16 protein-coding genes are annotated in these 15,028 nt (G+C 34.8%); 5 read left to right on the forward strand and 11 right to left on the reverse strand.

The features are described from left to right. Position 1: 1 nt before the first annotated feature. From CVS97_RS05505 to CVS97_RS05525, 5 genes are all read right to left on the reverse strand, one after another. Positions 2–1,213, reverse strand: a complete 1,212-nt coding sequence (locus CVS97_RS05505; protein ID WP_103583101.1) for a beta-ketoacyl-ACP synthase II — start codon at positions 1,211–1,213, stop codon at positions 2–4. A gap of 34 nt (positions 1,214–1,247) precedes the next feature. Next, on the reverse strand, positions 1,248–1,481 hold the full coding sequence (gene acpP / locus CVS97_RS05510; protein WP_021091725.1) for an acyl carrier protein: 234 nt from the start codon (positions 1,479–1,481) through the stop codon (positions 1,248–1,250). An 88-nt stretch (positions 1,482–1,569) separates the two neighbouring features. Next, the gene (fabG, locus tag CVS97_RS05515; protein ID WP_021083753.1) at positions 1,570–2,313 is read right to left on the reverse strand and encodes a 3-oxoacyl-ACP reductase FabG; all 744 of its coding nucleotides are present in this window, start codon (positions 2,311–2,313) and stop codon (positions 1,570–1,572) included. A 58-nt stretch (positions 2,314–2,371) separates the two neighbouring features. Further along, positions 2,372–2,791: a hypothetical protein gene (locus CVS97_RS05520; RefSeq protein WP_107785371.1), complete on the reverse strand. Its 420-nt coding sequence runs from the start codon at positions 2,789–2,791 to the stop codon at positions 2,372–2,374. After that, on the reverse strand, positions 2,792–3,160 hold the full coding sequence (locus tag CVS97_RS05525; protein ID WP_234401424.1) for an L-arabinose ABC transporter: 369 nt from the start codon (positions 3,158–3,160) through the stop codon (positions 2,792–2,794). Positions 3,161–3,244: 84 nt separating this feature from the next. Between CVS97_RS05525 and CVS97_RS05530 the strand changes: the two genes are divergently transcribed. Next, positions 3,245–3,766: an ATP/GTP-binding protein gene (locus CVS97_RS05530; RefSeq protein ID WP_107785372.1), complete on the forward strand. Its 522-nt coding sequence runs from the start codon at positions 3,245–3,247 to the stop codon at positions 3,764–3,766. Between the two features lie 18 nt (positions 3,767–3,784). Here the strand turns inward: CVS97_RS05530 and CVS97_RS05535 are convergent, their stop codons facing one another. Together CVS97_RS05535 and CVS97_RS05540 are read right to left on the reverse strand one after the other, a co-directional pair. Next, positions 3,785–4,525 (reverse strand): EI24 domain-containing protein, encoded by a 741-nt coding sequence (locus CVS97_RS05535; protein ID WP_107785373.1) that lies wholly within the window; start codon positions 4,523–4,525, stop codon positions 3,785–3,787. Beyond that, positions 4,522–5,217 (reverse strand): dUTP diphosphatase, encoded by a 696-nt coding sequence (locus tag CVS97_RS05540; RefSeq protein WP_084041937.1) that lies wholly within the window; start codon positions 5,215–5,217, stop codon positions 4,522–4,524. Before CVS97_RS05540 ends, CVS97_RS05535 begins: the two co-directional genes overlap by 4 nt. Positions 5,218–5,347: 130 nt before the next feature. Here CVS97_RS05540 and CVS97_RS05545 point away from each other — a divergent pair, with 130 nt between their 5' ends. Next, the gene (locus CVS97_RS05545; protein WP_021091806.1) at positions 5,348–5,536 is read left to right on the forward strand and encodes a hypothetical protein; all 189 of its coding nucleotides are present in this window, start codon (positions 5,348–5,350) and stop codon (positions 5,534–5,536) included. Here CVS97_RS05545 and CVS97_RS05550 read toward each other — a convergent pair. Then, positions 5,533–7,611, reverse strand: coding sequence for an EAL domain-containing protein (locus CVS97_RS05550; RefSeq protein ID WP_234401885.1), 2,079 nt, complete (start codon positions 7,609–7,611; stop codon positions 5,533–5,535). The two genes, CVS97_RS05545 and CVS97_RS05550, sit on opposite strands and share 4 nt — an antisense overlap. 367 nt (positions 7,612–7,978) lie before the next feature. Here CVS97_RS05550 and CVS97_RS05555 point away from each other — a divergent pair, with 367 nt between their 5' ends. Beyond that, positions 7,979–8,518 (forward strand): hypothetical protein, encoded by a 540-nt coding sequence (locus CVS97_RS05555; RefSeq protein WP_107785374.1) that lies wholly within the window; start codon positions 7,979–7,981, stop codon positions 8,516–8,518. Here CVS97_RS05555 and CVS97_RS05560 read toward each other — a convergent pair. Both CVS97_RS05560 and ciaB read right to left on the reverse strand, forming a co-directional pair. Next, positions 8,511–10,127: a putative bifunctional diguanylate cyclase/phosphodiesterase gene (locus CVS97_RS05560; protein WP_234401447.1), complete on the reverse strand. Its 1,617-nt coding sequence runs from the start codon at positions 10,125–10,127 to the stop codon at positions 8,511–8,513. The two genes, CVS97_RS05555 and CVS97_RS05560, sit on opposite strands and share 8 nt — an antisense overlap. A gap of 720 nt (positions 10,128–10,847) precedes the next feature. Continuing rightward, positions 10,848–12,689, reverse strand: coding sequence for an invasion protein CiaB (gene ciaB / locus CVS97_RS05565; protein WP_107785376.1), 1,842 nt, complete (start codon positions 12,687–12,689; stop codon positions 10,848–10,850). A gap of 90 nt (positions 12,690–12,779) precedes the next feature. Between ciaB and CVS97_RS05570 the strand changes: the two genes are divergently transcribed. Then, positions 12,780–13,193: an acyl-CoA thioesterase gene (locus tag CVS97_RS05570; RefSeq protein ID WP_107785377.1), complete on the forward strand. Its 414-nt coding sequence runs from the start codon at positions 12,780–12,782 to the stop codon at positions 13,191–13,193. A gap of 147 nt (positions 13,194–13,340) precedes the next feature. Beyond that, entirely contained in the window at positions 13,341–13,979 is a 639-nt protein-coding gene (locus tag CVS97_RS05575) for a Crp/Fnr family transcriptional regulator (RefSeq protein WP_107696032.1), read from the forward strand. An 80-nt stretch (positions 13,980–14,059) separates the two neighbouring features. Here CVS97_RS05575 and CVS97_RS05580 read toward each other — a convergent pair whose 3' ends face one another. Continuing rightward, positions 14,060–14,926 carry a formate/nitrite transporter family protein gene (locus CVS97_RS05580; protein WP_107785378.1) on the reverse strand — a complete coding sequence of 289 codons (867 nt, stop codon included), beginning with the start codon at positions 14,924–14,926 and terminating at the stop codon, positions 14,060–14,062. Positions 14,927–15,028: the final 102 nt, after the last annotated feature.

Consider the following 15,028-nt stretch of genomic DNA (forward strand, 5'->3'; position numbering starts at 1 on the left):
CTTAATCCAACTTTTTAAATATCACGACGCCATTCGTGCCGCCAAAGCCAAACGAATTGCTCATAACAGCCTTTATATCAGCTTTTCTAGCTTTATTTGGAACATAGTCTAGATCACACTCTGGATCAGGAGTTTCGTAGTTTATTGTTGGAGGGATAATGCCGTCTCTCATTGCCATTATAGATATAACAGCCTCGATCGCACCAGCACCACCTAGGCAGTGTCCAGTTTGACCTTTTGTTGAGCTAACTGGTGGACATTTGTCACCAAAAACTGCTTTTAACGCCGCAGTTTCATTCTTGTCATTTACAGGTGTTGAAGTACCATGTGCATTGACATAATCTATCTTTACACCTTTTGCCATATCAAGTGCTTGTTTCATCGCACTTAATGGACCTTCAAGTGTTGGTGACGTGATATGATGAGCATCTCCACTCTCGCCAAATCCAACTACTTCAGCATAAATTTTAGCACCTCTTGCAATAGCTGACTCATACTCTTCAAGTACAAGCGCACCGGCTCCTTCACCCATTACAAAACCATCACGATTTGCGTCAAATGGCCTTGATGCCTTACTTGGCTCATCATTTCTAGTTGAGAGAGCTTTCATTGCTGCAAAGCCGCCTATACCTACACCACAAATAGTAGACTCAGCGCCGATAACTAGCATATTTGTAGCTTGACCAATCATAATGCATTTTACAGCTTGCGATATCGCATGAGTGCTTGCTGCACATGCTGTTACACTAGACAAATTTGGACCCTTAAGTCCGTGATTTATAGAAACTATACCACCTAGCATATTTACAAGTGCAGATGGAATGAAAAATGGTGAAATTCTCTTTACACCTTTTTCAAAATATGTAATCGAGTTTTTCTCAATATTTGGCAAACCGCCTATGCCAGCTGCTGAACTAACGCCAAATTTATGAGCATCAAACTCTTTAAAATTTGCATCAGCCATAGCTTCATTAGATGCTTTTATGCCAAGCTGTATGAAACGATCTACTTTTTTCACCTCTTTGCCGTCTAAAATGCTATTTGGATCAAAATCAGTTATTTCGGCAGCAATTTTAACAGGAAAGTCACTTACATCAAAGCTTGTGATCTCTTTCACACCTGTTTTACCCTCGCAAATAGCCTTAAAAGAGCTCTCTTTGTCAAGACCAAGTGCGTTTATCATGCCTATACCAGTTACAACGACTCGTTTCAATACATCTCCTTAAATCAAACTGTGCAAATTTAAATTATTTGCCTAGTTTTTCTATATAATTTACAACGTCTTGAATGCTTATTAATTTCTCTGCTTCGCTATCAGGAATTTCTACTTCAAATTTCTCTTCTAAAGCCATAACTAGCTCTACAACGTCAAGTGAATCAGCGCCTAAATCCTCAATGATTTTAGACTCTAATTTTACTGCTTGTGGATCTACACTTAGTTGCTCTACAACTACGTCTCTTACGTCTTCAAATACTGCCATTTTAAGGTCTCCTTATAAAAAATGTCTGTTATCTTATAATATTTACGCTTTTATTTATTTTAAATTTCAAAACTTGTCTGAAATTTACCTACATATAAAGTCCGCCATTTATTTTAAGTGTCTCTCCAGTTACGTAGCTTGCGTGATCACTTAGTAAAAACGCTACTGCCTCAGCCACCTCACTAGCGCTACCGAAACGTTTTAGCGGGATGTTATCGCTATAAGTTTTTTTCACCTCATCGCTTAGCCCATGTGTCATATCAGTCTCGATAAAGCCCGGAGTTACGCTGTTAAAGCGGATATTTCTACTTGCGCCCTCTTTTGCAAAGCTCTTACTCATGGCGATTAGTCCGCCCTTGCTGGCTGAATAATTCACCTGTCCAGCATTTCCCATCTCACCAACGATAGATGCGACATTTACGACCGCTCCAAAGCGCTTTTTACTCATCACTTTTAAAGCCTCTCTGCATCCTATAAAAGCTGAAGTTAAATTTGCATTTATTACATCTGTAAATTCGCTAGTTTTCATACGAAGCGCTAGCTTGTCATTTGTGATGCCAGCGTTATTTACGAGATAGCTTAGCTCACCATCACTATCAACTATCAAATTTATACCTTTTATAAACTCATCTTCGTCAGTTGCGTCAAATTTTATTACTGCAGCCTTGCCACCATTTTGCTCGATCTCAGCCTGCAAAGCGTCTGCTATCTCAGGCTTTGAGCGGTAGTTTATCCACACTTTTAAGCCCATATTTGCAAGCGTCTTTGCGATCTGTGCGCCGATACCTCTACTTGCGCCTGTTATTAGCACGTTTTTTCCGCTAAATTTCATAGATTCTCCTTATTTTTTTCTAATTTTTCAACGATTGTAGCTTATATAAGCTTAACGTCTAAATTTTATCGTTTCTTTCCCACTTTATCTTTTTGCCAAAACCAAGAACATTGCTCGTAAATTTAAGCTTTTCAAGATTTATGCACCAAATTTTTGGATCCATTGCTTTTGCATAAAAAAATCTTTTAAAGTAAATTTCTCGCTCACTTGCGCTAGCCTCGCTCATCACTCCTTGAAACTGTACGCCCTCTATCTTGCCAACGATCTTCGTATCAAGAGCAACTGTGCCAGCAACGAGCTTTGAGTTTTTTAAAAATTTGATATGTGAGCTCTCGTCAGAGCTAGCCAGCAAAAGGCAAAAGCTTAGCTCATCAAAGGCGTAAAATGCGCTAAAAGCATAAGGCTGCCCCTCATCATCGATGGCGCAGACACTTGCAAGGTGCATCTTTTTTAGAAATTTAACTATCCTCTCATCCATCTAAATTCCCCTAAAAATGTCAAGAATGGCTTGAAATTTAAAGATGACTATGGCGATTATTAGCACCCAAAGCATAAAAATAATAAGCTCTATTAGAGTAAATTTATCTTTTGCAACTTTTTTAAAAACAAGCATCATTAAAAATGCTCCTAAAAAGCCGCCGATTAGCGAAAAATAGTGGATCGCATTAACCTTTACAAAGCTTGGCAAAAGCCCTTTAAAAAATAGTGAAAACATCAAAATTGAGAGCAAATTTGCAAGTATCAAGTAGTAACCAACGACTGGTAAAACTGGGTAGAGCCTAGCAAAGCCAAAGCTTAAAACAGTGATAAGCATAAGCAAAAAGATCCTAGTCCCAAAACAACACATCGCCCGTCCTTTTTTGACGCATTTTACAAAATTTTGCTTTATGAAATTAAAATTTTGCCGATTTAGCCTCAAAAGGATTTAAAAATGCAAACAAATTTTTACTCTCAAGGAAGCTACAACAACATGAGCTTTTCGATGAAGACTAGCTCAGGCGATGAGATAAGCTTTTCGATGTATGACAACAAAAGTTTGGAGTTTTCAAGCCAGAAAAATGGTACTTCAAGCCAAAGAAGTCTTACTCTCATGCGCGAATACGGCTATGAGTTTTTATATAAAGGAAACGGCATAGACGAGCAAGATATGAAAGAGATCGAAGAGGCGATGAAGCAAATTCGCCCACAGGTTGATGAATTTATGAAAAACGTCAAAGAGGGCGACAAGATCGCTGGTAGCAGCCAAAGCATAAGTGATCTTTCAAACAAGATCAAGCAAATGTTGCCTACCGCAAAAGATCTAAATCACAAAAATTTTATAAATGACAATATGCTAAAGATGTTTGACGAGCTTCTGGCTAAAAATGATGCAAACAAAAATCTACTAAGTGCCACAAAAAGGCTATTTGACACATTACTTAATGAGAGCAACAAAGTATCTTACTATGCGTAAATTTAGGGCCTTCTGGCTCTAAATTTTTATAAGCGCCTCTCTCTCAAAAAAGAGGTGCGATAAGACTATCACAAAATAAAGCTGAAAAAATAGTCCCACAAGCGGTACAAGCGAGATGAGATAAAACAAAAGTGTAAAAATTATAAATTTTATCCCGCCACCTTCAAGTAGTGCTAGCTCAAATTTATCACTATCAAGAGTATTTGAGCCAACGTCTATCAGTAAAAGTTTATAGTAGATATAAAAAAACGGCACATTTATGATGAAAAAATTTAAGACTGGCACAAATAAAAGCGGTAGGCAAACGAGCAATATCCCAAGAAATTTCATGATCTCAATCATCATCACCTTTAGCACTCTAGCCGTGCTAACCTCGCTTTTAAGCACGTAGTTGTAGTGCCTTTTGTTTATCTCTTTAGCCACAACCGGCGTTAAAAAGCCAGCTACGATTAGAGCAATCACGATGCTAACAATGATCGTTAAAAAGGTGCTCAGAATATAAAAAAGTATACTAACTATCCATTTTGTGGTGCTAAAGCTTAAAATTTTAATAGCGATAAAAGAGAGCGCCGAGTTTGGCTCTAAAAAGGTAAAATTTTCGTTTTTTGAGCCATCACTTAAAAGGTCAAAAATCTCACCGCCACCCCAGATAGTAAGCCACGCAAGACTAAAAATGCTAAGGCAAAGTGGCAAGATGGATAGCACTATAAATTTGGCTGTAAAAAAATCTTTAAAACCAAGGCGAAGAAGGTTTATCATTTCACCTTTTTATATTCATGCTCAAGTGCTGCGTAAATTTCACCTATCTTACTAACGCCATTTGACAAAATTTCACTCATCACTTCGTTATCTTCGCGTCCGTTCCAATTTTTCTTATAACTACCTTCTTTGTAGCCATTATTTTGACGGAAGCGATTTAGCACGTTTTTAGCGATATAGCACTCATAAAGTGAGTATAAATTTACGCCACATTTTAAAGACATAGAGAAGTAAATTTTTAAAATATCAAATATATCGTAGTCAAACCCGCTGCACTCATGTATAAGCATCTCAACATCATTCATTATCTCATAAATGCTCTCGTCTTCGATCTTTAGTGGCTCTTTGCAAAACTCACTAAATCCGCTTGACTGACAAATATCATCAGCTAAAGTTTCTATGTCTCCAAGCTGTTTTGATTTATAAATTTGCAAAGCCAGACTCATTATAAAGTGCCAAATATCAACAACTTCTATGCGTAAATTTTGCTCATCAGTCTTTGCATCAATGCTCTTCCAGTGCTTCCATGCAAAGCTATCGATTAGCTCAGCGCACTCCATATATATGCAGCGCCTCCAGCTGATTAATTTATTTTTATTAGTATAACCATTTTCCCAGCCAAGCCCATTCGTCTCATCATTTAGGCTTTGCTGCATCTTTAACATCTCTAAAATAATCGTTCTTTCATTCATTTTAGGCCTTTAAAAAATTTTAAAGGATTATAACAAAAAATTATTAAATGCCACGAGGCAAGCTTGACTTAAATCATTTTATGTATAAAATTTAGGAGCTAAAATAAGCAAAAATTTCAAAGGAGAAAAAATGAGAGAAAAAGATCTAGTGGTTTGCAATGTTTGCGGACTAAAAAGCAGTGATGATACAAATGCAGTTTTTATCCACGCTCATAAAAATGGCGAAGAAGTTGATATCTGCACCAGTTGTGTTCCAAGCGTGATCCATGGCTCAGGCATGGTCGTAAAATCAAACGAAGAGATAAAGGCTGAAATTTAAACTCTAGCTATCATTTGAGGATCTTGTCTTACAAGGTCTTCAAATTCTTCTGCACTCATAGGACGAGATAAGAAAAGTCCTTGCACTTCATTACAATCAAGCTCTTTTAAAAAACGAATGTCTTCTTCTTTTTCTATGCCTTTTGCACCAACTTTTATCTTCATTGCCTTTGCTAAATCGATAATTGCAGATACGATTTGTGCATCTATTTTGCTATTTGATGCTTGAGCAACAAATTCACTTGCTATTTTTATACGCTTAACATCGTATTTTCTAATATAAATAAATGAAGTATATCCAGAGCCAAAATTATCTATACAAACGTCTATATTATTTTCTTTAAGAATAGAAAAAATTTTATCAAGTGTCTTAGTATTATTTGTCCATATTTCTTCGCCAAATTCTATTTCAAGAAGTTCTGGATTTATATGACGAGAGCGTAAGCTAGAAATAAAGTCTAAAACAAATTTTTCTGATTTACTTTGAATCTGTGCAACATTTATACTTATTTTTGGTATCAAGAGTTTTTCTTTTTGCCATCTATCTACATACTCTATGGTCTTTGAAACTAGAAGTGAGCAAATATCGTTTAAGATATCACTATTTACATTGACCTCTTTCATAAATTTGCTTGCTTCCATCAAGCCAAATTTTTCTGATTTCCAATATAAAAAAACCTCTGCGTAGATCATTTTTTCGATTTTTAGATCAAATATTGGTTGAAAATACACATGAAGGTCTTCTTGCAAATTAGCTTTTTTAAGCGCGATCTCGATGCTTGAGCTTAAGTGCATTTCATTGCTAATTTTATCGCTATAAACCATAGGATTTAAAGCTGGATTTTTCTTGGCGTAATACATTGCCATATCTGCATTTTTTATAATATTTCTTGGATTTGACGAGCTATTTTTTGTTGCTACGTCTATGCCTATTATACACTTAAGCCCAAAGTGATATCTATCTATTTGAATTGGCTTTTCAATAGCGTCTTTTAAGGCAATACCAAGATTTAAGCGTTTTGTATGACTATTTATCTCCATTTTTGCTAGTACGATAAATTCGTCCGCACTAATCCTTGCTATGGCTTCTTGTCTATTGCAAACTTCAAGTATCCTTTTTGCAACTAATTTTAAAATTCTATCGCCTATTTCATGTCCATAAGATGTATTTATGCTTTTAAAACGGCTTAAATTTATATAATAAACTGCGATTTCCTCATCTTCAGAGATGCTTTTGCACATTCTTTCAAGCTCATTTACTATAAAATTTCTATTGCCAAGGTCTGTTAGATAGTCTTTCTCAGACATATCTTGAAGCCTTAAATTTGCGAGCATAAGTTCATTGGTCCGCTCATGCATCGACTTTTCCATCTCTCTATGAAGATTTCTCTCATAATCTAATATTTTTCTGCTTGCAATAGAGCTTTTAACATAGTAATTAACAATAGCATTTACAACTAAAACAAAAAGTGAGATGAGTGCACTAAAAGATGTTAAATCTTCCTGTAATAGCAAAGGTAAAACTATTATTATTGGTAGCCATTTTGATCCTATTGAGATATCTTTATCGGTATTTGTAACATATTCGTTTTTAGCTTTTAAATGAAAAGCTCCTATCATCAAGAAGAAGAAAGGAACGATATATAAAAAATCTATTTTATGGCCAAAATTTACATTTGAGATCTGACTATAAAAAATAAATAAATTTAGCATCGTAAATAAAATGCTAGCTGATATAAGGTAAAAGCCACTAATTTTTATATGAAGCAACCTGCTTGTAAAAATCTCACTTAAAGTAATAAAAAGTATAAGAAAATTTATGGCTACAATAGAGAGAAAAACGATATTTGATCTATTATTTATCATCGATAAGATATCTACTTCATCAAAAATACCATATATTAAAATTACTATTAAAAAAAAGACACTTATGCTATCCATAATGATGGCTAATTTTTCTTGACTGGCTGCAAATTTTGAATACAAAAATATACTAACGCCAGCTAAAATAGATATCATCGGCAACATAAAAAACACATCAAGATATGCATAAGAACTATGAGCTCGCAATAGCACGTCTTGATTTAACACCATTAATGCATCGCAAATAGACCATAAAAAAACACCAAAACATATTGCAAGCCAATGCGTTATTTTGGTTTTTACTTTATCCATTGAAGTATAAATGCCAAAAGTTACTATAAAGAAACCAAGCAAAATAGAAATTTTTCCAATTAGATTATAGTCTATTAAAGATGCTAATAGTGCAAATACGAATAGTGCTACAACTGCAACTAAGATCCATTTTCGCATGCCAGTTATAGATGATTTTGATAATAAAAAAATAGTGTCCCTCTCCTAAGAAATAGTCCAAATTATACAAAAATTGACTTTGCTTTTGGTTATAATTTCCCAAAAATTTTAAAATTCACAAAGGTATCTTATGAAGTGCAATATCGTCATAAATGGACAAAATTTAATAGATTATAAATCTTTTATATTATTTTTTTCAAAGGCAGCAAGAAAGCAGTATTTTATAAACACTTTTATGATATTTACTGAAGCGATCATAGCTGGTTTTGTTGTAGATATGCTATTAAAAAGTAAAATTTTTACTATTATCGGAGCCATTTTTGCTATATTTTGGATCATTTTTTATCCTATTTTTTTAAAAAGAAGTCGCATAGCTGCATTAAAAAGAATTGAAATTTCAGATACTCAAAAGCAAATGAATTTTGAAGTAAATGAGAAATTTCTGGCTTACTATGAAGGCGAACCCAAAGAAAATGAAAAATTTGACCTAAATGAAGTTAGTGAAATTTATGAGCTCAAAAATATTTTTATCATTTTTTTAGAAGAAAAAATTCATCTAATAATCCCAAAAGATGAAGCTAGCTCAAAAATGATAAATGAGCTGGCTAAACTTTGCCATAAAGATATTTTAAAATTTGAAAATTTTAGCGCAAAGAGTGTGCTTAAATAGCGCTTATTATAAGCTTTTCAAAATCCTCTGCACTCATTGGCTTGCCCCAAAGATACCCTTGCACCTCATCGCATCCAAGCTCTCTTAAAATTTCAAGCTGGGTTTCATCTTCGACGCCTTCAGCGATAATCTTTAGCTCCACATTTTTGGCCAAAACTATAACGCTTTTTACCACATCTTTATCTATATCATTTTTAGCAATATTATCTATCAGCTCTTTAGCGATCTTTAGGCGACTCATAGGATATTTTTTGATATAATTCATCGATGAAAAACCGGTACCAAAATCATCTATGGAGATGCAAATTCCTCTATTAGAAAGCTCAGATAACACACTTTGCATCATCTCTTCAGCATTGACAAGACTAGCCTCAGTGATCTCAACATCTACACAAGATGGATCGATGCCGTATCTATCTATATAGCTTAAAAATTTAGATGCAAAATTTATATTATCAATCTGTTTTGGTGAGATATTTATACCTATTTTTAGGTTTGTATTATATTTCTCATTCCAAAAGGCCATTTGTTTTATAGCATTTTTTGCCACCCATTTTCCTATCGCATTGATAATAGAGCTTTGTTCGGCTATTGGGATAAATTTTGATTGATCCACTGGACCTTTTATAGGAGAGTTCCACCTAACAAGAGCCTCTGCTCCTACTATTTTTTTACCTTCTATTAGATACTGGGGCTGAAATTTTAGCTCAAATTCTTCATCAAAGCTTATACTATTTAGCAATATTTCTATGTAGTTTCTATCCTGAATCATGCTTTTTATATCACTATAAAAAACGTACTTTTCAGATGTATCTTTTTTTGCTGCTTCTAGTGCTGCTTCTGATTGCATGATAAAATCATCAGCCAAAATTTCACTAGTTTGTGTCGAACTAATCCCTATTTTCGCATCAAGTACAATTTTATAATCATCTATAACGATTGGCTCTGAAATAGCTTTTAGTAGATAATGTAAAAATTCCCTGCAATGAATGTCTTCATTTTGCTTGACAACAACGATAAAGTCATCTCCGCCAGATCTTGCAAATAAGGAATCGTTTGGTGGCAATATTGACTCAATATTTGAAGCAAACTTTGCTATTACATCATCGCCTATATAATGCCCATATGAGTCATTTATCGCTTTAAAATGGTTTATGTCAATACTATAAATATCTATCTTTTCGCCAAGTGCCTTTGACTTTATCATCTCTTCAAGCCTTGCGATAAAATACTGGCGATTTAGAGCATTCGTTAGATAATCATATTTACTGATCCTTTGTAGGTGCCTATTTGTCTCTTCAAGCTCTTTTACTTTACTTTCTATCTGATTATTTAACACTTTTTTGATATGTATTTCACGTTTAATTAAAATATCCATCTTTCTAACGTTAGAAAATGTATAAGATAATGCCCCGTATGCAAGCAAAGTAACTAAAATAGAAAATAACCATGTCAAATTTATCTTCCAAGAGTACAAGATCATAATTGTCAAAAATGCGGCAAAAACAAATAGCTTTTGTATTAAAATTTTATCAAAATCGTTTCTGAGTGCCCTAAATTTTAGATTTGCCTCGCCCTCTCTTAAATGAAGCGCAGCAACAAACAACATAAAAAATGAACTCTTAAATACAATGTCGTATCCAAAAAAGGATATTTCATCTATCCAAAAATCCATTGTAGTGGTAAAAACATCATAAGTGCTTATTGCAATAAGCGCTATCAAGCATAAAAGTATAGATAGCCTTCTTTTTGAAAATCTGAGTGAAAAAAATGCAATAAATGAAGTACAAAACATAAATAAATCTATGGCAATGTAACTTAGATTAAAAAAATCTTTTTGGCTTAAGACTTGAGTTAAATTTCTATTAAAAATCATAAACCACATAAAGCTAAAATATATTGCGGAAATAGAAACTGAGTCCACAAATACTTGCATTAAAAATAAATTTTTCAAATTTTTAATCAAAATATAAAAAGCAGAAAATGCAAACATAAAATATGAGACTACGTATGAGATTTGTATAAAATTGACTTTAGAAAGAAATTGTTTAAGAAAATCAACCTTATCATATAGCATCCACATAGTGTCTGATGCTACCCAACAAGTAAGGCCTAGTAATATATATATCCAATATGTTTTTAAATTTCTTGTCTCTTTTAGCTTTAAAAAGATAAATAATGTGATCATAAAATCAAATAGAGTAGTAATTATGTCTTCATAAAAACCACTAGCAATAAAATAACTAACAACATATACACAAAAAAGTATCAACATAAATACAAAAGATACTTGATTTTCGTTGCTTATTTTACTTATCATGTTCCGTCTTTATCTATCTTTCTCTGCCTTTTTGGCTAAGCTTTGCCATCTTTGCCACTCGCCACTTTCATCGACGTCGTTGCCGATAGCTTCGTATCTAGCGTAAAAATGCTCAACAAATTTCTTGCACTCTTCATCTTTTGGCAGATAGCTTAGTTCATCTTTTTGGCAAAATTTCTCCAAAAATGTGCTCGCATCAACTTTTTCAGCGTATATTTGTGCTAGGTTAAAGTAGTTCTCTAAGCAAATTTCTTTAAATTTAGCGTAAGCTTGCTCGCTCATATCCACGCTTAGTTTGCCATCAAATTTAAGCACTCCAGCTCTAAAAAGCAAGCTAAGATGTATGAGTCCCTCGCAGTAATAAGCCCTCACCTCATCGACCTTTCGCCACGCGATAAGCCCAACAGCACGAGCTATTAGCTCATGAAAAACGGCCATTTTATACTCCGCCTCTTCGTGCAAGAAAAAATTTACTAACCCACCAGTCGTCGCCTTATACTCTTCTATAAATTTAAAGACGCCACTTTTATTCATCATCATCTCAGTATCAAGCCCGATAAAGAGGATGTGTCCAAACTCATGGCCGATCGTTGAAATTTCATAGACTTTTTTCCAAATTTTTGGCTTTAAAAATAAAATTTCCCTACCAAAATCCAAAAATTCCTTGCTAAAAATTTCAGCCCCAAGCTTCATAAAAGGCTTTGCCTTTGCTCCCTCATAGACGTGATTTACAAAGGCAAAAATTTTCTTACCACATTTTGCACTCACACTCTCATCATTTGGCACGACTTGAGCACTAAAAAGCCCGTTTAGCTCCGCGCCGTAATAGATCATCGGCACGCTTATATAAAGCTGCGTTCTAGCAATATTTTCACTAACTGCTCTGTTTGTCTCAGCGTTATCAAATTTTATCTTTTCGCAAACGCTCTTATAAGTTTTTGTCACTTTTTCTTTAAATTTAAGCTCGTCAATGCCCTCGCTATCAACAAGTCTGATGTCCCACTCAAGTGCGACTGCATGCGTATAGGCATCCTCGTAATACTCTAGCGGATGGCCCGGCTGAAGTGCGCCTTTTACATCCATCCACGCTATCTCGGCTTCTTGCCAAGCATTTATCACCTTTGCATTATCCTCTTCACAAAAGGCGCTTTGTAGCTTTTCGAGGTATTTTACGTAGGATTTTTGCTCGTCATTTTGGGCTAAATTTCTTAAAATTTCAAGATTTTTAGCAAAAACACTTTTAAGCTCTCTAACCTCATCCTTAAAAGCGAGTGCATAAGGCAAAAAGCTAAATTTATCACCTTCTTTTACTACCGCGCCATACGTTCTATCAGCCCTTACGCAGTTAGCGTCACACTGAAATAAGCCGTTTTTAGTAATAAACTCATTTGCCTGGCTTAGATCTTTAAATTTAGCCTCAAACTCTTTATTTGTGGTGTCGATAATACGATCCTGCCATGAAATTTGCCACGCATTTAGACTAAGTCCAAGCTCGTGCATAGCCTGCACAAAGGCTTGGTTAAATGGATCTAAAATTTTCTCTTCTTTGGCCTTTTCTAAAAGCTTAGCGTGCAGATTTTCATATAAATTTCTAACGTAGCCATACATTAAATTTAGCACTCGTTTTTGCTCGTCTTCGCCTAAATTTAGCTTTTTTAGCTCATTTTGAAGCGAATCTACTTTAAGATCTACTATCCTTCTTGCAAGAGCTAGTTTCTCGCTTGGTGTGCCAGAAAGGCCACAAATTTTAACAGCTTCGCTTATGATATCATCGTCTAAATTTTTATAAATAGCATTTAACTTGTTTTTCTGCTCTTTTGTGAGTTCATTTAATCTTTTAAAATCGTTCATTTTTTCATCCCCTGAAGTTGCAAGATTTTAGCATAAAGCCTTAAAATTTGCTACAATCAACCAAAAATTTTAACATCTAAAAGGCAAAAAATGGATATTTTAAAGGATTTTGGTGAGCCACGTATAAAACAAGTTATGTTGCCAAAAGACACAAACTCAGCTGGAAATATTTTTGGTGGCTGGATACTAAGCCAGATCGACCTTGCTGGTGCACAGGCTGCTAGAGAAATTTCTCCTGAACGCGTTGTGACGATTTCTATGAAAGAGATCATTTTCAAGCAACCAGTCTTTGTAGGCGATGTGCTAAGCTGCTACGCAAAGATCATTGCAGTTGGCAAAACATCGATAACAACGCAAATAGAAGTAACCGCTCTTAGGCTAAATCCGGGCGGATATAGAGAAACTATACACGTTACAAGCGCTACCGCAACTTACGTAAGCGTAACAAAAGATGGGCTTAAAAAGCCAATCGATGAGAAGCTAAAACAACTTCATGGATTTTAAAAATTTGGTTGCGATTTATGCAACCAAATTAAAAAATTAATACTACTTTTAAAAATTATTGAAATTCTTAAACTAAAAGCAATATTTTTCAACTTCTTTAAATGCTTTGTGAAGTAAAATCAGGCTCTATACATTTTTGGGAGAAAAATGAAAAAATCACGTCTAGGTCTTTTGCAAACACAAATTTTAGATATCCTAACTCAATCCGAGCTTGATAAATTTGAGTACAAAAACCTTCCAAAAACAAGCATCATCTACGCAGAAGAGATCAAAATCATCATTTTAAAAAGCGGCTGTGCAAAGCTTTCGTTTTTTGAAGATGGGGAAGAATTTATCCTTTACCGTTTGGAAGCAAATAACATTGCTGTTCTTGATGATAACTGCGCTTTTGAAATTTTAGAAGATGCAAAAATTTACTCCATAAACTTAAGCGAAATAAGTGAAATTTTATCAAATGTAAATGTTGTAGATGAAATTTTAAAAGCGGCGTTAAACGCCATTATCGTGCAACGTCAGATCATAAAATCAATACTTTTTGAAGATGCAAAAGGTAGGATTGCAAATTTTTTGATCGAGCTTGCAAAGGAGCAGGATCTAAAACAAAATGGCTATCACTACATATTTTTGCCATTTTCTCTAAAGGTGCTCTCAAGCTTTGTGGGGCTCAAACGCCAAAGCGCTTCAACTGCCTTTAATGAGCTTATAAAAAACGACATCATAAGAAAAATAACGCCACATGAGTTTTTGATCATAGATTACGAAAAGCTCGAAAGTTACACAAACTAAAAATCAAAAATTTTTATAATGGCTAGCAAAGAGTAGCCTTAGAAGATTAGTCTTTGCCAAGAAGCAAAGACTAAAAATTTTTAAGCTTTTTTCTTCATATCGAATTTATTAGCCATAAAGCCAACTAAACCAACAAAGAAAAGTCCGCCACAGATATTACCAAGTGTAACTGGAACTAAGTTTTTACCGATGAAATTTCCCCAGTTTAAAACTTCTAGTTTTTCAGCCGTGATGCCATGTCCTAAAGCTGTAGCTGCAGCAGCGATATCTCCGCCGTTTGCTGCTATATAGTGAGCTTTTGAGATGATGGCTTCAGTGATTATGAACATATTCGCCACGCAGTGCTCCATAGAGCAAGCTACAAATGCGCCGATCATCCACATAATAGCAAAGAATTTACCAGATAGATTGCTCTCACTTGTCGCAGTCCAGACAGACATACAAACAAAGACATTACAAAAAATTCCGCGGATAAATAGCTCATGAAATGGTGCTGTGATCTTGCCAATACCAGCTGGTATAAAGTGCTGCAAGATGTAGCCATCATACTTTAGTGGCAAGCCTGAGTAGTAGTACATATAAGCGATCAATGCGCCGCCAACGAAGTTAAATATCCAAACGATAGCCCAGTATCCGATAGTCTTACCTAGTTTTAGCTTTCCTTCATACGCACTAACACCACTTAAAACAGAGCTTGTAAAAAGATGTCCGCCATAAAAGACAACCATCATAAGACCACAGCTAAATGTGATACCGCCGATAAAATTTGAAAGACCAATAGACTGGTTTTCAGCCATACCAACTGTTGAGTGAGCCCAAAAAATATCACCCATAGCAATAGCAGCTCCAGCCATGATAGCAAGGAAGATAATACTAGTAAGCGGCATATGAGCCTTATGCTCCATAGAGCTTGAGACCGCTTGAGCGGTTTCTGCCGGATTTAACATCACATTCTCCTTTTTATTTTCAATCTCGCACATGAGCCAAGCTCATCTTTGCGACCAAAGTTTAACACTTTGCAAAATCACTAAAGTCAAATCAATGCTTGC

Source organism: Campylobacter concisus (assembly GCF_003049735.1).
Lineage (GTDB): Bacteria > Campylobacterota > Campylobacteria > Campylobacterales > Campylobacteraceae > Campylobacter_A > Campylobacter_A concisus_AN.